Origin of the sequence: Xanthomonas sp. NCPPB 3583 (assembly GCF_041475715.2) — a bacterium.
Classification (GTDB): domain Bacteria; phylum Pseudomonadota; class Gammaproteobacteria; order Xanthomonadales; family Xanthomonadaceae; genus Xanthomonas; species Xanthomonas euvesicatoria.
Genome location: NZ_CM191263.1, coordinates 4,980,727 through 5,001,413 on the forward strand (window position 1 = coordinate 4,980,727; position 20,687 = coordinate 5,001,413).

Annotated in this window: 15 protein-coding genes and 1 other RNA gene; 4 read left to right on the forward strand and 12 right to left on the reverse strand. The window is 65.8% G+C overall.

The window, feature by feature from the left end; translation table 11 throughout:
• Positions 1-17 precede the first annotated feature (17 nt).
• The 5 genes from ACCQ07_RS21300 to ACCQ07_RS21320 form a co-directional block, all read right to left on the reverse strand.
• Entirely contained in the window at positions 18-1,187 is a 1,170-nt protein-coding gene (locus ACCQ07_RS21300) for a glycerate kinase (protein ID WP_031425264.1), read from the reverse strand.
• A gap of 25 nt (positions 1,188-1,212) precedes the next feature.
• Complete coding sequence (locus ACCQ07_RS21305) at positions 1,213-2,523, reverse strand: MFS transporter (protein WP_029820546.1); 1,311 nt, start codon at positions 2,521-2,523, stop codon at positions 1,213-1,215.
• Positions 2,524-2,992: 469 nt separating this feature from the next.
• On the reverse strand, positions 2,993-4,246 hold the full coding sequence (locus tag ACCQ07_RS21310; RefSeq protein ID WP_008573114.1) for a dipeptidase: 1,254 nt from the start codon (positions 4,244-4,246) through the stop codon (positions 2,993-2,995).
• Between the two features lie 280 nt (positions 4,247-4,526).
• Positions 4,527-4,847: a hypothetical protein gene (locus ACCQ07_RS21315; protein ID WP_003482258.1), complete on the reverse strand. Its 321-nt coding sequence runs from the start codon at positions 4,845-4,847 to the stop codon at positions 4,527-4,529.
• 118 nt (positions 4,848-4,965) lie between these two features.
• The gene (locus ACCQ07_RS21320; RefSeq protein ID WP_029820545.1) at positions 4,966-6,132 is read right to left on the reverse strand and encodes a class I SAM-dependent rRNA methyltransferase; all 1,167 of its coding nucleotides are present in this window, start codon (positions 6,130-6,132) and stop codon (positions 4,966-4,968) included.
• A gap of 264 nt (positions 6,133-6,396) precedes the next feature.
• On the opposite strand from ACCQ07_RS21320, the gene ACCQ07_RS21325 reads away from it, so the two are divergent.
• Positions 6,397-7,353: a TerC family protein gene (locus ACCQ07_RS21325; protein WP_016851395.1), complete on the forward strand. Its 957-nt coding sequence runs from the start codon at positions 6,397-6,399 to the stop codon at positions 7,351-7,353.
• A gap of 650 nt (positions 7,354-8,003) precedes the next feature.
• Positions 8,004-8,792 carry a rhomboid family intramembrane serine protease gene (locus ACCQ07_RS21330; protein WP_338339562.1) on the forward strand — a complete coding sequence of 263 codons (789 nt, stop codon included), beginning with the start codon at positions 8,004-8,006 and terminating at the stop codon, positions 8,790-8,792.
• A 151-nt stretch (positions 8,793-8,943) separates the two neighbouring features.
• Here ACCQ07_RS21330 and ACCQ07_RS21335 read toward each other — a convergent pair whose 3' ends face one another.
• The gene (locus tag ACCQ07_RS21335; protein ID WP_372363656.1) at positions 8,944-10,041 is read right to left on the reverse strand and encodes a glycerophosphodiester phosphodiesterase; all 1,098 of its coding nucleotides are present in this window, start codon (positions 10,039-10,041) and stop codon (positions 8,944-8,946) included.
• 75 nt (positions 10,042-10,116) lie between these two features.
• On the opposite strand from ACCQ07_RS21335, the gene ACCQ07_RS21340 reads away from it, so the two are divergent.
• Positions 10,117-10,191: non-coding RNA, sX9 sRNA (locus ACCQ07_RS21340), on the forward strand.
• An 89-nt stretch (positions 10,192-10,280) separates the two neighbouring features.
• On the opposite strand, the gene ACCQ07_RS21345 is transcribed toward ACCQ07_RS21340, so the two are convergent.
• On the reverse strand, positions 10,281-12,581 hold the full coding sequence (locus ACCQ07_RS21345) for a TonB-dependent receptor (RefSeq protein WP_372363658.1): 2,301 nt from the start codon (positions 12,579-12,581) through the stop codon (positions 10,281-10,283).
• A gap of 192 nt (positions 12,582-12,773) precedes the next feature.
• On the opposite strand from ACCQ07_RS21345, the gene ACCQ07_RS21350 reads away from it, so the two are divergent.
• Positions 12,774-13,631: an acid phosphatase gene (locus ACCQ07_RS21350; RefSeq protein WP_071118821.1), complete on the forward strand. Its 858-nt coding sequence runs from the start codon at positions 12,774-12,776 to the stop codon at positions 13,629-13,631.
• Positions 13,632-13,793: 162 nt separating this feature from the next.
• On the opposite strand, the gene mnmE is transcribed toward ACCQ07_RS21350, so the two are convergent.
• From mnmE to rpmH, 5 genes are all read right to left on the reverse strand, one after another.
• A complete protein-coding gene (gene mnmE, locus ACCQ07_RS21355; protein ID WP_372363659.1) occupies positions 13,794-15,134 on the reverse strand; it encodes a tRNA uridine-5-carboxymethylaminomethyl(34) synthesis GTPase MnmE in 1,341 nt (446 codons plus the stop codon).
• A gap of 156 nt (positions 15,135-15,290) precedes the next feature.
• Positions 15,291-17,993, reverse strand: a complete 2,703-nt coding sequence (locus ACCQ07_RS21360; protein WP_136733102.1) for a polysaccharide deacetylase family protein — start codon at positions 17,991-17,993, stop codon at positions 15,291-15,293.
• Positions 17,994-18,078: 85 nt separating this feature from the next.
• Positions 18,079-19,803 (reverse strand): membrane protein insertase YidC, encoded by a 1,725-nt coding sequence (yidC, locus tag ACCQ07_RS21365; RefSeq protein ID WP_008573001.1) that lies wholly within the window; start codon positions 19,801-19,803, stop codon positions 18,079-18,081.
• Between the two features lie 25 nt (positions 19,804-19,828).
• Positions 19,829-20,266 (reverse strand): ribonuclease P protein component, encoded by a 438-nt coding sequence (gene rnpA, locus ACCQ07_RS21370; RefSeq protein ID WP_007968218.1) that lies wholly within the window; start codon positions 20,264-20,266, stop codon positions 19,829-19,831.
• A gap of 38 nt (positions 20,267-20,304) precedes the next feature.
• Positions 20,305-20,445 (reverse strand): 50S ribosomal protein L34, encoded by a 141-nt coding sequence (gene rpmH / locus ACCQ07_RS21375; RefSeq protein ID WP_002805908.1) that lies wholly within the window; start codon positions 20,443-20,445, stop codon positions 20,305-20,307.
• Positions 20,446-20,687: the final 242 nt, after the last annotated feature.

Sequence of the window (20,687 nt, forward strand, 5' to 3'; positions counted from 1 at the left end):
CCACCCGGGCACTGCCGTCAGCCCCGCTCGCGCCCCGACCCGACCTGTGCCAATGCCCCGCCCAGCTGCAGCGCCGCGGCCACATTGCGGGCGGCGATGCGCACGTTGCTGGCGGCTTCGGCCAGCGCCTGCTCCACCGTGCAGGCGCGATGCACCACCGCAAACATCGCGTCGATGCCGTGCCCATGCAGCAGCGCGGCGCCGTTGCCCAGGCAACCGGCGATGGCGATCACCGGCTTGCTGTGTCGTTGCGCCACCCGCGCCACGCCCACCGGGGTCTTGCCGTGCAGGCTCTGGCTGTCCAGGCGGCCTTCGCCGGTGATGACCAGATCGGCCTGGGCGACCAGGGCATCCAGCCCGAGCGCCTGCGCGACGATCTCCACCCCGGGCCGCAACTGCGCACCCAGGTAGGCCACCAGCGCCGCGCCCAGGCCGCCGGCCGCACCGCCGCCGGGCAGGTCGTGCAGGCGCAGTCCCAGGTCGCGTTGCAGCACATCGGCGTAGCGCTGCAGGTTGCTGTCGAGCTGGCGCACCATGCTGGGGGTGGCACCCTTCTGCGGGCCGAATACCGCCGAGGCGCCGGTCGGGCCGATCAGCGGGTTGTCCACATCGCAGGCCACTTCGAACTGGCAGTCCTGCAGCCGCCGGTCCAGGTCCTGGGTATCGATCCGCGCCAGCGTCGCCAGCGCGCCGCCACCGGGGCCGATCGACTCGCCCTGCGCATCCAGCAGCCGCACGCCCAGCGCCTGCGCCAGGCCGGCGCCGCCGTCGTTGGTGGCGCTGCCGCCGATGCCGATGATGAAGCGCCGCGCGCCGGCATCCAGCGCGGCCAGGATCAACTCGCCCACGCCCGCGGTACTGGTGCGCAGCGGCGCGCGCTCGGCCGGCGGCACCAGTGCCAGGCCGCTGGCGGCGGCCATTTCGATCACCGCGGTACGGCCGTCGCCGGTCAGGCCGAAGAACGCCTGCACCGGGGTGCCGAGCGGGCCGCTGACCGTGCAGTCGATCACCCGCCCGCCGGTGGCCGCCACCAGCGCATCGACCGTGCCTTCGCCGCCATCGGCGACCGGCACCTTGCGGTACTGCCAGTCGGGGAACACCTCGCGGAAACCGGCCTCGATCTGGGTGGCGACCTCCAGCGCGGACAGGCTTTCCTTGTAGGAATCGGGGGCGATGACGATCTTCATGGGCACACTCGCTGGGACGGACGCATCACTGGTTCACCGCGCGTGCCGGCACCCGCAGCACCAGCGCGGCGCCCAGCAGCATGGCCCCGGCCAGCACATACAGCGCCAGCTCGGTGCTGTGGGTGGCGTCCTTGATCCAGCCCACCAGGTACGGGCTGACGAAGCCGGCGACCTGGCCGGTGGAGTTGATCAGCGCCAGCCCACCAGCCGCGGCGGCGGCGGTGAGAAAGCCGTTGGTCAGCGGCCAGAACAGCGGCAAGCCACTGACCGCGCCCATCGTGGCCAGGGTCATGCCGAACAGGGCCAGAGCCAGGTTGTCGGTGACGCTGGCGGCGATGCACAGCCCGGCCGCTCCCATCAGCAACGGGAGTACCAGGTGCCAGCGGCGCTCGCAGCGGCGATCGGCCGAGCGGCCCATCAGCACCATGAACACCGCCGCGGCCAGGTACGGGATGGCGCTCATCAGGCCGATCCGGGTGGGGTCGGTGACGCCGCTGCCCTGGATGATCGACGGCAGCCAGAAGTTGATCGCATACACCCCGCTCTGGATGCAGAAGTACACCGTGCCCAGCAGCCACACCGCCGGATTGCGCAGCACTGCGCCCAGCGAGGTGGACGCGCCGGCCGGCTTGCCTGCTTCGTCCTCGGCCAGCACGCGTGCCAAGGCCTGTTTTTCCTGCGGGTTGAGCCAGCTGGCCTGTTGCACGCCGTCGCTGAGCAGGAACCACACCCCGATGCCCAGCAACACGGTCGGCAGGCCCTGCAACAGGAACATCCATTGCCAGCCGGCCAGGCCGCCCTGCCCGGCCGAGAAGTGATCCAGGATCCAGCCGGACAACGGCCCGCCCAGCACCCCGGAGATCGGGATCGCCGACATGAACACGGTCATGACCCGGCCATGCCGGGCACGCGGGAACCAGCGGGTCAGGTACAGCACGATGCCGGGAAAGAAGCCCGCCTCGGCCGCACCGGTGAGCAGGCGCAGGGTGTAGAACCCGGCCGGGGTGCGCACGAACAGCAGGCAGGTGGAGAGCAGGCCCCAGCTGACCATCATGATCGCCACCCAGCGCCGGGCACCGATGCGCTGCAGGATCAGATTGCTCGGCACCCCGCAGGCCAGGTAACCGATGAAGAAAATGCCCGCGCCCAGCCCGTACACGGTCTCGCTCATGCCCAGGTCGCCCAGCATCTGCAGCTTGGCAAAGCCCACGTTGACCCGGTCCAGGTAATTGAACAGGTAGCAGACGAACAGGAACGGGATCAGCCGCCACAGGATCTTGCGGTAGGTCGGACCCATGTCATCGGAGGGCGGCAGGGGCCGGGTGGCTTGGGTCATCGCACGCTCCAGCAGTCGGAAGGCCAGCCGGTGCGCAGTGCGGCAGCACCGACACCAGGCAGGTGGTCGACGCATTCTAGATTGAGCGTTTTCCCGGAATCATCGTCAGGGTGTTGCCTGTCTGCGGGCTGACACGCGCAAATTTTCGTGCAAATGCCCAAATCAACTGCAACCGCTCCCGGCGTGTGCCGGGTTCGGAACGCAACAGCCACCATGCTGTTGGTGCAGGGCTGGCCGCCCCGATGCAGCGACGGCGCCCCGTGACCCACCGCTTGGCTGACACCTAGCGGCGCACTCCGCGCGCGCCCCAACCAGCCCATCCGGCGAAGGAGCCCGCGGCAGCAACGCTGCCTCTACCCCAGCCCTGCACCCACAACCAAGCCGGCGGCCAGCACCCAGCCCCACACGACACACCGCCTCGGCTTTGCGAATCCCGATTCCCGAATCCCGAATCCCTGGTCCCCCAGCACTACCTCCCCACTCCCGATTCCCGTTTCCCGGCCGCATACGCCTGCGCCTGGCCCATCACCCGCAACAGGTTGCCGCCCCAGATGCCGGCGATCTGCTGCTCGGTGTAGCCCTTGCGCAACAGCCACGCGGTGATGCGCGGCAGGTCGGAGACATCTTCCAGGCCCACCACCCCGCCACCGCCGTCCCAATCCATGCCGATGCCCACGTGCTCGGGCCCGACCACTGCCAATAAGTGCTCAAGATGCGCGAAGAAGTCTTCTTCGGTGGCGCGCTTGATCGGGTAGCGCGCATCCAGCTCCTTCAGCGCGGCGCTGAGCTTGGTACCGTCGGCGATCTTGACGTGCTCCCAGCCGCCGTATTGGTCGGTGAGCGCCTTCTCGGCGGCCTTGCGCTCGGGGCTGGCGCCGCTGTCCACCAGGTAGCCGCCGTAGGAATTGACCTGGATCACCCCGCCATGCGCGGCCAGCACCTTCAGGCGCGCATCGTCGATATTGCGCGGGTGGTTGTAGACCGCGCGCGCACCGCTGTGCGAGAGCACGATCGGCACCGGCGACAGCGCGATCAACTGGTCGAACACCGCATCGGAGGCATGCGATTGATCGATCACGATGCCCAACGCCTGCGCCTGTTGCACCAGCTGTTTGCCGGCCGGGCTCAGGCCGTTCCACTCCGCGCCCTTGGGGTCGGTGGCCGAGTCGGCGAACTCGTTGTTGAGAAAGTGCACGGTGCTCATCAAGCGCAGCCCCTGCGCGTAATAGAAGCGCAGCAAGGTGGGGTCGGCTACCAGCGGGCTGGCGTTTTCCATGCTGATGTACACCACGCGCTTGCCGGCGGCCTTGATGCGCGCGGCATCGGCCGGCGTGGTGGCCAGTGCAAAACGCTGCGGTTGCGCGGCCACCAATGTGTGGATCTTCAGCAGGCGCTGCAGACCGGCATCGCGATCGTCCAGGTGCGCGGCTGCACTGCGATCGCCCTGCCCGGTGTAGACCGCCCAGAACCCACCATCCAGCGCGCCTTCGACCATGCGCGGGTAATCCACCTGGGACAGGCGGTTGCCGGCATGCGCCTGCAAGACGTCGAAGTCGGCGCGTTCCAGATTGGCAGGCGTGTCCAGATGCGAATCCAGCGTGACCAGGCGTTTCTGCAGGGCAGTCGCGCGCGCCAGTTCGGCCTTGGAAAACTCCAGCGCATGTGCGGGCAGCGCAGCGGCCAGCAACAACGTGGCAGACAGGCAAAGCGAACGCAGGTGCATGCGATCTCACAGGCAGTGGGGGTGAGCCGATCATAGCGGCTGGCTACACGCACTGCGGCCACACGTGGGACGCTGCAGCGCTGCGGTCGATCCGCACGGCGTGGCGTGCGATACGCGCGCTGCAAGCGCAGTTCTGCGGCGATGCCGATGGCGTGCGCACGCGCGATGCTGTCGAGCGACGCCGCCATGCCGGCAACCACGGCGCGGGCGGCCGCTCGTCGTTGCAGATCGGTTTGATCTGCCTGGCAGCGCGAGCAAACCGCCTCGCGCGCTGTATCGCTCAGTCGTCCAGTTCTGCCAGACGCGCGCGCACGCTGTCCACATCGATGTGTTCGCGCACATGCGGCCACTGCCGCGCCCACACCGAACGGAACACGATCCACGCACCGAACACGCCCAGACAGGTCGAGCCCAGCGCCAGCAGCAACGGGTGCAGCGGCGAACCGTCGCCGGTCTGGAACAGATACATGAAGGCCCCGGAAAACAGCAGCCAGACGCCGAACACCGGCCAGTTGCTGGCCAGCAGGCTGGCATTGGGCCGCTCGATCTGCCGCAGCAAGCGGCGCAGGGCCTTGCGTTCGTCTTCGTCGCTGGAGGTCATCGGCTGCCGGCTCCTGGTTGCATGTCTGCGTTGACCTACTGCTGGCCGGCGATGGCATCGCGCCGCGAAAGACGCTGCCTGCCACACGGCAGCGGGCGTCTTTCGCCGCAACGCGCTGCTACATCACCCGGCAGAACACCGCTTTCAGATAGCGCGATTCCTGCACGTGCGCCATGAACGGATGATCGGGACCGGCACCGGCCACCTTCAGGATCTGGATGGTGCGCCCGGAGAAATACGACGCGCGCCGCAGCATGTCCAGGAACTCCTGCTCGGCCACCAGGCCGGTGCACGAGAAGGTGGCAAACAGGCCGCCCGGCTTGACCACGCCCAAGGCCAGCTTGTTCATGTCCAGGTATTTCTTCAGCGCCGGAATCACCTGATCGCGGTCGCGGGTCATCTTGGCCGGGTCCAGGATCACCACATCGAACTGCTCGCCGCGGTTGGCCGCATCGCGCAGCCAGGGAAAGATGTCGGCCTGCACGAACTTGGGCCGCACGTTGTTGAGCTTGGCGTTGCCCTTGGCAATGGCAATCACGTCTTCGTCGATGTCCACGCCCAGCACTTCGGCCGCACCGCGGGCGGCGGCATACACCGCAAAGCCGCCGGTGTTGCAGCACAGGTCCAGCACGCTCTTGCCTTCCACCTGCTCGCTCAGCCACTGGCGGTTGTCGCGCTGGTCGGCGAAGAAGCCGGTCTTGTGCGCACCGGCCGGGTCGGCGCGGAACTTGATGCCGTGCTCGGTGATCACCGCCGCTTCGGTGGTGGTGTTGCCGTGGAAATCGAAGCTTTCCTGCTTTTGCACATGTTCGTCGGCAAAGCTGTGGAAGCGGCAGCCAGGGAACTGTTCGCGCAGCGCCTCGTAGATCCATTCGCGATGACGGAACATGCCGGCGGCGAAGAACTCCACCACCACCAGGTCGCCGTAGCGGTCCACCACCAGGCCGGACAGGCCGTCGCCCTCGCTGTGCACCACGCGCCAGGCGTCGGACACGCCATCGAGCTTGAGCCAGTCGCGGCGCAGGCTCACTGCCGCGGCGATCTTGCGCGAGAACCAGCCCGCATCCACCGGTACCGACTGGTCGGTTTCCAGGATGCGCACGGCAATGCGCGAATGGCCGTTGTAGAAGCCGCGGCCAATCCATTCCCCATCCACGCCGACCACATCGACGATGGTGCCGGGCTTGGGCTTGGCGGCGGGCTTTTCCACCAGCTTCTGGAAGATCCACGGGTGGCTGGAGCGCCAGGCATTCTTGAGACGGACGACGGGGACTGGAATATTCATCGGCCCATTGTATCCGGCTGGATTGACGTGCCTGCGCCGTGCACGCAGAATCGGGCGCAGAAGGGGAGTAGCTCCCAGCGTTGTCGCCGTCATTACGAGCCCGCCATGTGCAGCGCTCCGGTGCAACGGCAACCGGCCCGGCCGGTTGCGAGCGAGACCTTCGCCGCGCAGGCGAAGGTCCGTCACCCGGAATCCACGATTTCCGTGTCACAAGGCCTCAGCCCGCCGGCTGTCCAGGCCGCTTTCACTTTTTTCGGGATTCTTATGCAAACCATTGGCAACGTGTGGTTATGGGGTGGCTTCGCGGTGGTGGTGATCGCCGCGCTGCTGATCGATCTGGTGCTGATGCGCCACGGCGGCGCCCACAAGGTCACCTTCAAGGAAGCCACCTGGTGGAGCATCGGTTGGGTGCTGCTGGCGCTGGCCTTCAATGCCGGGCTGTGGTGGTACCTGCAAGGCAGCGTCGGCGACGCCCAGGCCGACCAGATCGGGCTGCAGTTCCTCACCGGCTACCTGGTGGAAAAATCCCTGGCGGTCGACAACATCTTCGTCTTCCTGATGGTGATGACCTACTTCGGCGTGCCCGAAGAACAGCGCCAGCGCGTGCTGATCATCGGCGTGCTGGGTGCCATCGTGCTGCGCGCGATCATGATCTTTGCCGGCTCGATGCTGCTGGCCAAGTTCCATTGGCTGCTCTACGTGTTCGGTGCGTTCCTGCTGCTGACCGGCATCAAGATGTGGTTCTCCGCCGGCAAGGAGCCGGATCTGGAAGCCAACCCGGTGCTGCGCTGGATGCGCGGGCACCTGCGCCTGAGCCCGCAGTACCACGGCAACCTGCTCAGCGTGATCAAGGACGGCAAGCGCTGGTTTACGCCGCTGTTCGTGGTGCTGATTTTGATCGCGGTGATCGATGTGATCTTCGCGGTGGACAGCATCCCGGCGATCTTCGCGATCACCACCGACCCGTTCATCGTGCTCACCTCCAACGTGTTCGCGGTGCTGGGCCTGCGCGCGATGTTCTTCCTGCTGGCCGGCATGGCCGACCGCTTCCACCTGCTGCCCTACGGCCTGGCGGTGATCCTGGTGTTCATCGGCATCAAGATGATGATCATCGATCTGTACAAGATCCCGGTGCTGGTGTCGCTGGGCGTGGTGGTTGCGATCCTGGTGGCGACCATCGTGCTGAGCCTGCTGCGTCCGCCCAAGCCTGCCGGGCACTGAGGGGCCGGGATTGGGCAGTCGGGATTCGGGATTGGTGGCGCAGCCTGCACTGCTGGCAACCATGCGCGTCGACCAACTCGACAGGTCCTTGCCCGCTCACCGGCGCGGGACCCTACGCGGCATGGACGCCGCGCCAGCGCTTACAAGGACGTCCGTGTAGCGTGTCTCGCGATGGTGGGCGGGCAAGGGCCCTGCAGCCAAGCGACAGATCAACAATCAAAAGCCAGGTGAGTCGAGGGCGCGGTGCCCTCACCGCTCGCGGGACACACCGTGAACCCATCCCTGGGGGCTCGATGGCGGCATCCATGCCGCCATCGGTCCCGCAAGCGGCGAGGACACTGCACCAAAGAGTTGCAGGTGGCTTTGTTGAAAACAGGCGCAACGACCATCTCCCTTGGTCCTTGCCCGCTCACCGTCGCGGGACCTTGCGCGGCATGGATGCCGCGCCAGAGCTTACAAGGACGTACGTGCAGCGTGTCCGGCGATGGTGGGCGGGCAAGGACCCTGCAGCCAAGCAACAGATCATCCGTGATGCGGCGCAGGCGGATGCGCCAACGATCGGCGCCGGGATTGGATTATCCCGTCGCCGGGCCTGCTTATCCCGCGCCGGGCAGCTTGTAAAAACCCCGCGTGACGCCATCCGTGAAGGTATGACACCGCATCCTGTTGCCGCCGCAGAAACCACCACCCAAGCTCGCCTGGATCGTTACCGGGTCTTGCGTGCCTTCAACATCAGCCTGGCCGCCGTGTTGTTGCTGGTGGCGGTGTTCACCGCCCAGGGCATGTTCGACTGGCGCGCCTGGGCGGTGGCACCGCTGCAGGCCGACGGCCTGCGCGGCATCCTCACCGCACCGCTGCTGCATGGTTCGCTGGCCCACCTGGGCGCCAACGCCGCGGCGCTGCTGATCCTGGGCACGCTGGCCGGCAGCGTGTATCCGCGTGCCACCGTCATGGCGCTGCCGCTGTTGTGGCTGGGCTCGGGCCTGGGCGCATGGCTGCTGGGCGAACCCGGCAGCCGGCATCTGGGCGCCAGCGGCGTGACCCACGGGCTGATGTTCCTGGTGTTCGTGCTGGGCCTGCTGCGCCGCGACCGCCCCGCGATCGCCACCAGCATGATCGCCTTCCTGTTCTACGGCGGCATGCTGATGACCATCCTGCCGCACGAAGCCGGCGTGTCCTGGCAATCGCATCTGGGCGGTGCGGTGGCCGGCCTGATCGCCGCCCTGCTGCTGCGCTTGCGCGACCCGCAACAGGCCAAGCCGCGCTACAGCTGGGAAGACGAGGACGAAGACGCTGCCTGGGAGGTGAGCAACTCCGAACACGCGATGCTGGAACCGCCACCGCCGCGTCAGGTGCCGGTGCTGTGGCAGCGCCAGGACGATGGCTCGCAGAGCGTGGTGCTGCATTTCCCGCCGCGCGAACGGCCGCCAGGTGCCTAAAAAATTTTCAGGCGACTTTCGAATCAATCAACGCCGTTGCTCCGCTCGCGCGATCGACGGCGTTGCTCTGCCCTGCGTAGGCGCGTGCCTGCGCGCGACGGGCTGTACCGCTAGAGCCCGTTGCGCTCTGGCGCGCTCCTACAGATGCTGATTAGCGCGCGGGGCGCCCGCTCAATGCGCGCCGCGCCAGGCCCGGGTCGTCGGCGAAGAACGCATCGATGCCCGCATCCAGATACGCCTGCAACTCGACCAACGCACCGGCGTCGTTGCGCTCGGTCACCGCGCCGCTGCTGCGGTTGTTGGCGGCCAGAAAATAATTTTCTGGACGGAACGTATACGGCTGCACCTGCAACCCGGCCGCATGTGCGTCGTGCACCAGGCTGGTGGGCGCGCCCAAACGTTGCTGCGCATCCAGCGGGATGATGCTGCGGATGTCGGGGCCGATCGCATCGGCATATGTCGCGACCTGCTTCAGGCCGTCGGGCGTGATCATCTGCCCGTAGGTCTTCGGCGCATCGTCCGTGCCGGCGGGCAGCGCCATCTGCGCGCCACCGAGCAACTGCAGCAGGCCGATGTTGCTGGTGCGCCCGATCTTGTCGCGCAGATAGCGCAGATTGCCGGTCTCGAACGACTGGATGATCACCGGCGCAGTCCGGGTATAGGCATGCGCCTGCAAGGTGGCCAGCACCTTGTCTTCCATCGGCAGGCCCAGCGCCTTGAAATAGCTGGGGTGCTTGATCTCCGGAATCAGCCCGATCGTGCGGCCGGTCGCTGCCGATTCTGCGGCGACGAAATCGATGATCTCCTCGAAGGTCACGATCTGGAATTGCCCGTCCCAGCGCGTGCCACGCAGCTGCGGCAGCCGCTCGCGCGCACGTAGCGTCTTCAACTCGGCCAGGGTGAAATCTTCGGTGAACCAGCCTTCCATCGCCTGACCGTCGATGGTCTTGCGGGTCTTGCGCGCAGCGAATTCCGGGTGGCTGGCCACATCGGTGGTGCCACCGATCTCGTTCTCGTGCCGCGCGATCAGTACGCCATCCTTGGTGGACACCAGATCCGGCTCGACAAAATCGGCGCCATCGACAATGGCTTTGGCATAGGAGGCCAGGGTGTGTTCCGGACGCAGCGCACTGGCGCCGCGGTGCGCAAAGATCTGCACCGTCTTGGCCAGCGGCGCCTCGGCAACTGCCGGGCCGTTCATGCCAACCATCATCGCTCCCACCAACCAGATACGACCGAACTGCATCATGCATCTCTCCAACGAAAAACAGGTACCGAATCGACGCCTGACCGCCGGGCGAGTCTGGTCGATAGGCGGCGCGGGAGGTACGACTGTACATCCCGCTTCCGCTGCATCGTCCGCACCCGCCGGAACATCACTCGCGACGTCTTGTTCGCCAGCCTGAAACTGTCTGCGTCGATCGAAACCGGAATTCGGTAAGCAACCGCAAGACCGGCTCTTACGATTCCCAATCCCGATTCCCGTCCTCAGAACTTCGCATCCAGCGTCAAGAACACTTGCCGCGGTGCACTGGCATGGAAGGCCAGCTGGCGGCCGTTGGGATCGCTATTGGCGAAGGCCGTCAGGTTGGAGGCGTAACGCTTGTCGGTGAGGTTGGTGACATTGAGCGAAAGCTTGAGCCCCTGCAGCACGCCAACCTGGCCGAAGTCATAACCACCGCCCGCATCGAAGGCGGTGTAGCCGCCGAAGCCCTGGTCGTTGGTGTAGGTGTAGTAGCGCTGGCCGGTGTATTTGCCGCGCAGGTTGAGATTCCACGGCCCGTAATTGAAGGCCAGTTCGCTGGCGAACATGCGCTTGGGCGTGTCGACGGTGTACTTGCCGGCGGTGGGAATCACCACGCCGTTCTGCACGTAGTTGTCGTCGTAGGTCGAACGGTTGATCGAGGCCGAGTTGTACCACTGCAGGTAGCTGGTCGGCTTCCAGATCACCGTCAGTTCGCCGCCGCGGCTGCTCACCGAGCCCACGTTGAAGAAGCGCGTGGTGCATGCGGGGGTGGTGCCCTGCTGGATGCTGGCGCAGGGGTTGAGCGAAAGCAGGCGGTTATCGAAGGTGACGTCGTAACCGACCAGCGAGGCTTCGAAGCGGTCGCGCACGAAGCGATAGCCCGCTTCCAGCGTGCGCGATTTCTCCGGCTCCAATGCGCCGACGCTGGCATCGAACGAGGCCTGGGTCACCAGCAATGGACCGCCGGCGCCGCCGCCCTGGAACGCGGCGATGTTTTCCGCGTACGAGGCGAACACTTCCTGGCCTTCGGCCAGGCGATAGCCCACGCCGATCTGCGGCAACACCGATTCGCTGGCCTTGAGCGAACCGGTGGCCACCGGCGCTTCCACTGCCACGCCCGGCGTCTCGCGCGCGGTCATTTCGGTGCTTGGGCTCTTGACGCCCAGGTCCAGGCTCAGACGCTCATCCAGGAACTTGAAATTGCCCTGCACGTAGAACTGCCGCGTGGTGATGATGTAGTTCTGCGAGAACAAACGGCGATTGGGATTCTGAAGGAACTTGTCGTCGCTGACCGGACCATCGATCCAGTAGAAATTGCGCTCCACATCGTGGTGATTGCGCTCGTACCACAGGCCCGCTTCCAGATGATGCGGGCCAAGGTCCCAACCGAGCGAGGCGATGCCGCCGGTGCGGTTGATCCAGTAATTGGTGCTGCGGATGGAGATCGGCAATGCCTGCGGCGTACCCGGATTGGACGCCTGCCCTGGCGACCACCAGTGGCCCTGGCCCTTGTTTTCGTGGTGATAGACCTGCGTGTGCAGGCTGATCGCATCGTTGGGCCGGAAATCGCCGGCCACGTAGAACAGGTCGTCGTCGCGCAAGGCGCGGCTCTGGTAATACGCATCGTCGATGTTGTCGACACCGCCGCTGAAACCGCAACGCGCGGCATTGCGCGTGGCCGGTGCGCAATACGCCGCAGCCAATGCGCGGTTCCAGTCCGGCGCGTACAGATTCCAGTCCCAGCCCAGGCCGCGCGCCATGCCGCTCTTGGACAGGTACGCATAGTCGGCCTGCGAAGTACGCGAGGTATCGGCGAATGCGGTCAGCTTGCCGCCATCGAACTGGTACACGCCCTTGGCATTGAACTGCCGCGTGGTGGTCGGCGATTCCGGGCGCGCCCACATGTCGGCTTCGGCATTGATGCCCGACACATACGCCGAAAACCCGTTGTAATCGCCGGTATCCACGCGCAGGAAGGTGCGCCGATTGGCATCGGAGCCCACCGTCTGCGACACCTGCCCGCCGAATACGCTGGACGGATCGGCCGAGTAATACTGGATGGTACCGCCCAGGTTGCTGGTCGACGCCGTGCCCAACGCACCGATGCCCGAGGCCAGCTCCACGCCGCCGAAGTTTTCCGCAATCAATGCGCGGCTGATGTTGAGGCCGTTGTAGTTGCCATAGGCGTTGTCGCCCAACGGCAGGCCGTCGAGCGTATAGCCCAGGCGCGTACCGTTGAAGCCGCGCAGGCTGATCGTCTGCGATTCTTCGTTGGCACCGAACGCATCGTTGGATTGCACGTTTACGCCCGGCATGCGGTTGAGCAGCTTCTGGATGCTGGTGCCCGGCGGCAACACCGCAATGTCCTGCGGGGTGATGCGCTGCACCTGGCGGGTTTCGCCCTGGCCGATCACCGACACCGCATCGAGTTGCTGCACGGTCGCACCGGTATCGGCAGACACCTCAGGGTCGGCGGCGTAAGCGGCAGGCGCGAGCACGAGCGCGGCGAGAACGGCGGCACTTAACTGATGGGTCTTGGGCATGAGCGGCGTTGGGGACGAGTCAAAAGTTGGCGGCAAGCGTGCGACAGTTGTCTTGCGTCGATGCGACCGAAACATGACAGTGCAACGACAACCGTTTCGCATCCCTGGCCGTTGCTGCGTCGCGTTGGCATGCAGCTGTCATCGAGCCGTCGTAATCTGCGGGCTCTTCCATTCGTGTTGTCTGAGGTTGCCATGTCGCAGCGCATTGCTTGCCACTCTCACCGGACGCTGGTCAGCGTTGCCATCGCCGCATTGTTGATCGGCAGCGGCATCGCAAGTGCACGGGACAAGGCAGCCGCGAAAGATTCGGTGCTAGCCACCGACGCGCATGGGTACCTGGAGAAACAACAACTGCCCGACAGCGTGCAGCTGGTGCCACCGCCACCGCAGGAGGGCAGCGCTGCGCTCGCCAACGACGAGGCAGTCGCCAAGGCCATGCTCGCCCTGCGCGGGACACCGCGCTGGGAGCTGGCCGCGCAGGACGCGGTGCTGAGCTTTCCGGCTGCGGCCACGCACTTCAGCTGCGCGCTCGGCATACAGATCGACCAGACCAGCACCCCGCATCTGATCCGTCTGCTCGAACGCAGCATGCGCGATGCCAGCACCGCGACCAGCGCCGCCAAGGCACTCTATCAGCGTCCACGCCCGTTCATGCGCAACGCGCAACCGATGTGCACCCCGGCCGATGACGCGGCCCTGCGCAAGAACGGTTCCTACCCCTCCGGCCACACCGCCATCGGCTGGACCTGGGGCCTGATCCTGTCCGAAATCGCCCCCGCCCACCGCGACGCCCTGCTCGCGCGCGGCCGCGCCTTCGGCGACAGCCGCCTGGTCTGCAACGTGCACTGGCAGAGCGATGTCACCCAGGGCCGCGTGGTAGGCGCTGCCACGGTCGCCGCATTGCACGCCAATCCTGCGTTCGAAAAAGACCTGGCCGCCGCACGCCGCGAGATCGAACAGGCGCAGGCCAAGCAGCCGGCTGCGTCCTCGGTGGCTGCGTGCAACGCGGAAAACCAAGCGCTAGGGACCGCATTGCCTGGGGTAATGTAGTCCACGGCAGGCGCATGGCCGATGCGCCTGCAGTGCTCGGACGACGTGCGAGAGTTTGCGCCCGCATCGCCGTCCACGCAGATGATGTGCGGCGGCAGCTGCGTCTGGATGCGGCCGGTTCCGACGGTTCCCGCGCGCCTCATCGCGCTGGGCATCGCCGCATCACTTGCCGATGCAAAAACTCGAGAAGATCTTGCCGAGCAGGTCATCGGCACTGAGCTTTCCGGTGATCTCGCCGAGTGCTTCATGCGCCAGGCGCAGTTCTTCGGCAGCCAGTTCCAGCTGCTCGAAACCCAGTTCCAGATCGGCAGCGTCCACGTGTTGTTCGGCGCGACGCAGCGCCTGCACATGCCGCGTGCGGGCAGAGAATTCGCCCTCGACGCTGTCCACGCCATCGCCGAGCGCAAGCGCGCGCAGGCGGATGTGCAATTGCTCCAGTCCCTGTCCGGTCACGGCAGAGACAGCGATCGCATTGGCATCGAGCGATACGGCATTGCCGAGCAGATCGCATTTGTTGTGGATCCACAGCTGACGCGGCACGGCATCGATGGCATCGCCAATGGCATCGCGGGCGGCCTGCGGGTCGCGTGCATCCAGCACCACCAGTGCCAGGTCCGCGCGCTCCAGCTCGGCGCGTGCACGGCGCATGCCTTCGCGTTCGATCGCATCGCCGCCATCGCGCAGGCCGGCGGTATCGACCAGGGTCAACTCGAAGCCGTCGAGCTGGATGGCTTCGTGCAAGGTGTCGCGGGTGGTGCCGGCGACATCGGTGACGATCGCCCGATCGCTACCGGCCAGCGCATTGAGCAAGGAACTCTTGCCGGCGTTGGGCGGACCGATCAACACCGCATGCAGGCCGTCGCGCAACTTGCGTCCGCGTTCGGCATCGCGCAGCAGCTGGGCGAGCACGTTGCGCGCCTGACCCAGACCATCGCGTAGTTGGTTGCCGCCCAAGGTGTCGAGCGGCTCGTCGGCAAAGTCGATGGCCGCTTCCACGTGGATACGCAGGCGGGTCAGTGTGTCCGCCACCGCATCGACCCGTCGCGAAAACACCCCGTCCAGTGCGCGCCGCGCGGCGCGTGCCGCCCGCAGGTCGCCGGCTGCGATCAGGTCGGCGATCGCCTCGGCCTGCGCAAGATCGAGCTTGCCGTTGAGAAATGCACGCTCACTGAATTCACCGGCGCGTGCCTGGCGGGCGCCCAGTTCGATGCAGCGGGCAACCAGTTGCCGCAACAGCACCGGGCTGCCATGGCCTTGCAGCTCGACGACGTCTTCGCCGGTAAAGCTGTGCGGCGCGTTGAACCACAGCGCAATGCCATCGTCGATGATGGCGCCCTGCCCGTCGCGAAAACGCGCGTAGTGCGCATGCCGCGGCTGCATCCGCGCAATTCCCAGTTGCGCTGCAATCTGCACCGACTGCGCCCCGGACAGGCGCACGATGCCCACGCCGCCGATTCCGGCAGCACTGGCGATGGCAACGATGGTCGAAGCGGAAGACGACATGGGCACTGCTCTACGTGGATTGAAAAAGGACACCTGGAGTTTAAACGGCGCAGCCAACAGCGCCGACCCACATATTTGCGGGCACTTTTGAATCACCTCCCATGACGACATCCGCGCTGTCTGGCGTCTGCACGCCATGTCGTGTCGCGCGTCCGGTCACAACGATTGCAGCTGTGCGCGCGCCTGCTCGGCACCACTGCCTTGCGGCTGCAATTCCAGGTACGTGGCATAGGCCTTGCGCGCCTTGTCGCGATCGCCTGCCTTTGCATATGCATCGCCGAGATTGAGATAGGCCACCGCGCGCGAGGGATCGATCTTCAAGGTATTTTCCAGCCAGCGCGCCGATTCGGCAAAGCGCCCCTGACGGTAATACACAAAGCCCAGGTTGTTGGCCGCCAGCGCGAAATCCGGGCGCAGCTTCAGTGCCTCGGCAAATTGCTCGGCCGCATCGGCATAGCGTTTTTCCTTGTACAACTGCAGGCCGCGTTCGTTGGCCAGTTGTGCACGTTGGCGATCGCTGCTCTTCGCTGCGGTGGGCAACACCAGCGTGGCCTGGCCACCTTGCAGTGTCTTCACCGTCACCGGCACTGCAGCCACTGCCACACCGGCTGCGGCGGGCACAGGACGTGCTGCGTCCACGCGTGAGTTGAGCGCAATCGCATCGGCCGACAGCTGCGCGGTCTGCGCAGTGAGAAATTCTTCGCCGCTGGGAACCTGGAACACGAATTCGCCGCCTTGCGAACCGGGCAGGCTGCCGAATGCCGGCGTCTGCGCCGAGACTGCCGACACCGCGGGCGCCACGTACGCGGCCAGTTCGGTTCCGGTGATCAAGCCATCGCCATTGAGGTCGCCCTTGCCAGCCAATGCCTGCAACAGCACCCAGGTGAACACCGAATGCCCATTGGGCCCGCTATCGGCCACCTGTTGATCGGCACCGCCGGCGGTGAGCATCTGGCGCGCGATGCGCCGCGCGTTCTCGCGCAGATACGCGCTGGACGTCGGCCCGCCACGCGTCAATCCCAGCCCGCTGTAGCACGCATCCATCACGAACAAGACGTGCTTGGCCTGCAGGCTTTCGGCGATGTTCTGCAAATCGCTCATTGCGATCGCATCGCTGGCCAGATGCTGCGGGTCCGAGTCGACCGGAATGATGTAACCCAGATCGCGACCGGAAGCGAGCCGTCGTGTGGCGCCATGCCCGGCAAAGAACACGAACACGCGGTCGTTGGTTTGTGCACGGCCTTCGCCGAGGCGGTCGTGGAATGCGGCCAGGATATTGTTGCGCGTGGCCTGCCCGTCCTTGAGCACGATCACTTGCGAGGACGGAAATCCCAACGGCCCGGTCAGGGTACTGGCAATCGCCTGCGCATCGTTGGCCGCATATTCCAGCTTGGGCCAATGCGCGTAGTCGTCGATGCCGATCACGATCGCCCACGATTTCGCATAGCCGATGGTCACCGTGGCATCGGCCGCCGCGCCGGGTGCGCGCGCGACCGAGAACTCACGGCCATTCCAGCCGGCGAACTGGTAACCGTCGGCGATCAGACGATCCAGAATCTGCGGCAGCGCCTTCACTGCGCGGTCGTGGATGTCATGAAACAGCACGATGCCACGCTGCTCCTTGTTCACTTGATCGAGCACGCGTTGCACGATGGATTCCGGCACCGGATCGGCCCAGTCCAGCGAGTCGATGTTCCACATGATCGATTTCAGGCCGGCTTCGCCCAGCAGCTGCAAGCCTTCCGCATTGCGTGCGCCATACGGAAACCGGAACAGCGGCGCGCGCTTGTCGTCCACTGCACGCAGCAAGGTGTCGGTATCCAGAACCTGGCGACGCAGTGCATCGCCGGTGGTCTTGGACAACTGTGCGTGGGTGAGGCTGTGGTTCCCCACCGCATAGCCTTCTTCCATCAGCGAATGACTGATCTTCGACAGCGGCGCAAGTTGCGGTTTGCCGTTGGCATCCAGGCTGCCGAGGTTGCGCCCCACTTCGAAGAACACGCCGGGCACATCGTAGCGCTTGAGAATCGCCACGATCTCTTCGGTGTAGGCCTTGTGCGGGCCATCGTCGAAGGTGAGCACCACTGTCTTGGGCGGCAGGTCGCGGCCGAACACTTCGCTGTCGCTGTCGCGCGCGGCGAACGGGTACGGCTCGACCACGCCATGGTCGCGCAGGATGTTCTCGCGCGTATAGAGCGTGCGCAACTGCGCCACGTAGTCGCCCCATTTCTCGCGCTTGGGCACGATGGCGCGGCTGCGATCGAAACGGCTGAAGATCTGCGTCAACTCCTTGTTGTAGCTGCGCTCGATCTCGTCCAGCGCCTCCAGATCCTCGCCGATGCGCTGATGCAGTTTCACCGCCGGCAATGCAGAGTCGCGGCCGATGCGCGCATGCAGATCGCGCAGCACCTCGGCAAATGCCAGGCGGTCGGCATCGAACAGATCCGACGCAGATTCCACCTCGTCCAGCACTGCGGCAATCGTCGCGAACCGGCGTGCATCCTTGGAAGCCAGAATCGTGTCCAACGATGCGGCAATGCGTTCGCGCTGCTCCAGGTTTTCATGAAACAACTGCTGGCCCACGCTGCTGGAGGTGGCGCGATCGCGTGGCGTTTGTTTGTCCTCATCGGCCAGCAGCACGATGATGCGGCGGTGCCGGTCCAGCTGTTCGCGCAGTTGCGCGATCAATGCACCGGTGGCGTTCCCGGTCTTGTCCGCCTGCGTGCCAGCGCTCGTTGCAGCCGCGGGCTTCGCAGCGCCGGCAGCATCGCTGGCGTCCTGCGTGCCGCAGCCGGCCAGTGCCAGCACTCCGACGCAACTTGCGCACAGCAACAGGCGATGCAACGGCGATGTGGTCACGACGGCGTCCTTGGCGAAAGAGACAACAGGCACTCAATGCGGGCTGATATGCAGAAAGCCCGCCTTGCGGCGGGCCTTCGTGTACTTACTTGGCGTTGGCCTGGATGATCTTGCTCGGCTTCTCGCCGTGCTGGCGGATCATCCACCACTGGATCAACAGGCCCAGCCCGCCGTTGACCACCCAGTACAGCACCAGGCCGGCCGGCATGAAGGCCATCATGACGCCGAACACCAGCGGCATGAACTGCATCATCTTGGCCTGCATCGGGTCCATGCCCGGGGTCGGGGTCAGCTTCTGCGTCGCCCACATGATCGAGATGTTGAGCAGCGGCAGGATGAAGTACGGGTCGCGCGCAGTCAGATCCTGGATCCAGCCCAGCCACGGCGCCTGGCGCAGTTCCACCGACTCCACCAGCACCCAGTACAGCGCGAAGAAGATCGGCATCTGGATCAGCAGCGGCAGGCAGCCGCCCATCGGGTTGATCTTTTCCTTCTTGAACAGCTCCATCGTCGCCTGCTGGTACTTGACGCGATCGTCGCCGTAGCGCTCCTTGAGCTGCGCCAGGCGCGGCTGGAAGCGGCGCATCTTGGCACCGGACTTGTACTGGGCAGCCGACAGCGGATACAGCGCCAGGCGCAGCAGGACCACCAGGCCGATGATGGCCCAGCCCCAGTTGTGCAGGAAGCTGTGCAGATGGCTCAGCACCCAGAACAGGCCCTGGCCGATGATGGCCATGATCGAGAAGCGGCTGTAATCGACCACGCGGTCCAGGCCCTTGACGTCTTCCTTGGCGATCAGGCTGACCAGCTTCGGGCCTACCCACAGCCGCGCTTCGGTGCTGGCGGTCTGGCCAGGTGCCACGGTGAAGGCCGGGCCGCGCAGCTCGGCCACGTCGCGCGGGCCGTCCTGGGCCAGCACGTACAGCGAGGCTTGGTCCTTCTGCGGAATCCACGCGGTGAAGAAGTGGTGCTGCAGCAGCGCTACCCAGCCGCCGGTGATCTGGCGATTCAGGCCGCCGTCGTCCATGTAGTCCTTGAACGCGCGCCGCTCGTAGCCTTCCTGCGGGCTGTACCAGGTCGCGCCATTGAAGCTGAAGGAATCCGGATTGGTCATGCCGCGGCTGAGGATGGTCGGCACCCGGCTCAGCTTCCGGAACACGTAGCCGTTCCACGGCGCGCCACTCTTGTTGATCACCTCGTCCTTGATCGAGATGGCATAGCGGCCGCGCTCCAGGGTAAAGGTGCGACGGATCGAGACGCCGTCGGGGCCATTCCAGACGAACGGCACCACCAGCGTGTTCTGGCCCTTGGCCATTTCGAACGTCGTGCCCGGCTGCTCGGCGCGGAAGCCGCCTACACCCGGCACCGGCGAATGCTCGCTGGCCCAGCCGCTGGTGGCGTTATACGGGTGCGCCGGATCTTCGGTCAGCAGGCTGACCGGCGCGGTGCCGTCCTTGGTCTGCGGGAATTGCAGCAGCTCGGCATCGAGCACGCTGCGGCCGTCCAGCTTCAGGCGCAGCACATCCGAGGTCAGGGTCACCACCGGCGCAGCGCCGGCTGCAGCCGGTGTTGCCGCAGTGCTGCTGGTCGCCGGCACCGTGCCCGGCGCGCCGGCCTGCGGAATGGGCTGGGCCGAAGGCACATTGGCCGCGCTCGGCGCTGCCGCATCCGGATCGCGCGCCGCCGGCACCGCCTGGGTCGCCGCGGCCACCGGCGCATTGGCAGCCGCCTTGTCCTTGCCCCACTCCATCCACAGCAACGCCGCGACCATCAGCCAGGCAAAAATCAGGAAAACACGGGTCTGGTTCATCGGGCAGCAACTCGCTCAGTCGGAACTACAGTTCCGGCTCTGTCGGGGAAGGGGAGGATGGGCGCACCGTCCTGGCGGGCGGCATTGTGCCGGGCGCAGCAGGCAGGGGCAATGCGCCGGCACGGCGCAGCAGACGCACGAAGGCATCGCGGATCTGTGGATTGGTCGCTTTTGCCGCCGCCGAGCGCGCCACGATGACGTAGTCACCACCGGCCAGCTCGGGCAATAGATGCCGCATGGCATCGCGCAGCACACGTTTGATGCGGTTACGTCCGACCGCGCGCGTATCGACCTTGCGCGACACGGCCATGCCCAGCCGCGGCGGTGTATCGCCGGTGCGCCAGTGCAGGCTTAGAAGTGGGTCCGAGGTGCGACGTGCAGTATCGAAAACGATCGTATATTGCGCACGCGTACGAACCCGCGCAGAGCGAGGAAATCGCCTGCACGGGTTCGATGCGTTCACGGTAGGGACTGCCTCGGCCGCAGGGAGCGGCGCGGCAATCAAGCGCTCAGGCGCTTGCGGCCCTTGGCGCGGCGGCGAGCCAGGATCTTGCGGCCGTCGGCGGTTGCCATACGTGCGCGGAAACCATGGTCGCGTGCTCGCTTGAGATTGCTGGGTTGGAAAGTACGCTTGGTGGCCATGGGGCCCTCTGCATGAATGGAGACGAATAGAACCGGCAATTCTATAGGCCTGCCGCGCCGCAGGTCAACACCCTGCTTGCCTTACCGCGGAAGAGGACGGCGGCGGCCTGTGGATGGCCCTGTGAATAACCCTGGGAAAACCCTGCCCTCGGTGCTAGTCTGGTCCATCCTCTTTTCACTACCGGGCTGCGAGCACGGCGCTTTTCTGCGCCCCGCGGCCGGCAACAGATGATCACACGTTG

Excerpts from the sequence above, each read along its gene's own strand:
- ACCQ07_RS21300 (WP_031425264.1), bottom strand. The coding sequence starts at position 1,187 with ATGAAGATCGTCATCGCCCCCGATTCCTACAAGGAAAGCCTGTCCGCG.
- ACCQ07_RS21305 (WP_029820546.1), bottom strand. The coding sequence starts at position 2,523 with ATGACCCAAGCCACCCGGCCCCTGCCGCCCTCCGATGACATGGGTCCG.
- ACCQ07_RS21310 (WP_008573114.1), bottom strand. The coding sequence starts at position 4,246 with ATGCACCTGCGTTCGCTTTGCCTGTCTGCCACGTTGTTGCTGGCCGCT.
- ACCQ07_RS21315 (WP_003482258.1), bottom strand. The coding sequence starts at position 4,847 with ATGACCTCCAGCGACGAAGACGAACGCAAGGCCCTGCGCCGCTTGCTG.
- ACCQ07_RS21320 (WP_029820545.1), bottom strand. The coding sequence starts at position 6,132 with ATGAATATTCCAGTCCCCGTCGTCCGTCTCAAGAATGCCTGGCGCTCC.
- ACCQ07_RS21325 (WP_016851395.1), top strand. The coding sequence starts at position 6,397 with ATGCAAACCATTGGCAACGTGTGGTTATGGGGTGGCTTCGCGGTGGTG.
- ACCQ07_RS21330 (WP_338339562.1), top strand. The coding sequence starts at position 8,004 with ATGACACCGCATCCTGTTGCCGCCGCAGAAACCACCACCCAAGCTCGC.
- ACCQ07_RS21335 (WP_372363656.1), bottom strand. The coding sequence starts at position 10,041 with ATGATGCAGTTCGGTCGTATCTGGTTGGTGGGAGCGATGATGGTTGGC.
- ACCQ07_RS21345 (WP_372363658.1), bottom strand. The coding sequence starts at position 12,581 with ATGCCCAAGACCCATCAGTTAAGTGCCGCCGTTCTCGCCGCGCTCGTG.
- ACCQ07_RS21350 (WP_071118821.1), top strand. The coding sequence starts at position 12,774 with ATGTCGCAGCGCATTGCTTGCCACTCTCACCGGACGCTGGTCAGCGTT.
- mnmE (WP_372363659.1), bottom strand. The coding sequence starts at position 15,134 with ATGTCGTCTTCCGCTTCGACCATCGTTGCCATCGCCAGTGCTGCCGGA.
- yidC (WP_008573001.1), bottom strand. The coding sequence starts at position 19,803 with ATGAACCAGACCCGTGTTTTCCTGATTTTTGCCTGGCTGATGGTCGCG.
- rpmH (WP_002805908.1), bottom strand. The coding sequence starts at position 20,445 with ATGGCCACCAAGCGTACTTTCCAACCCAGCAATCTCAAGCGAGCACGC.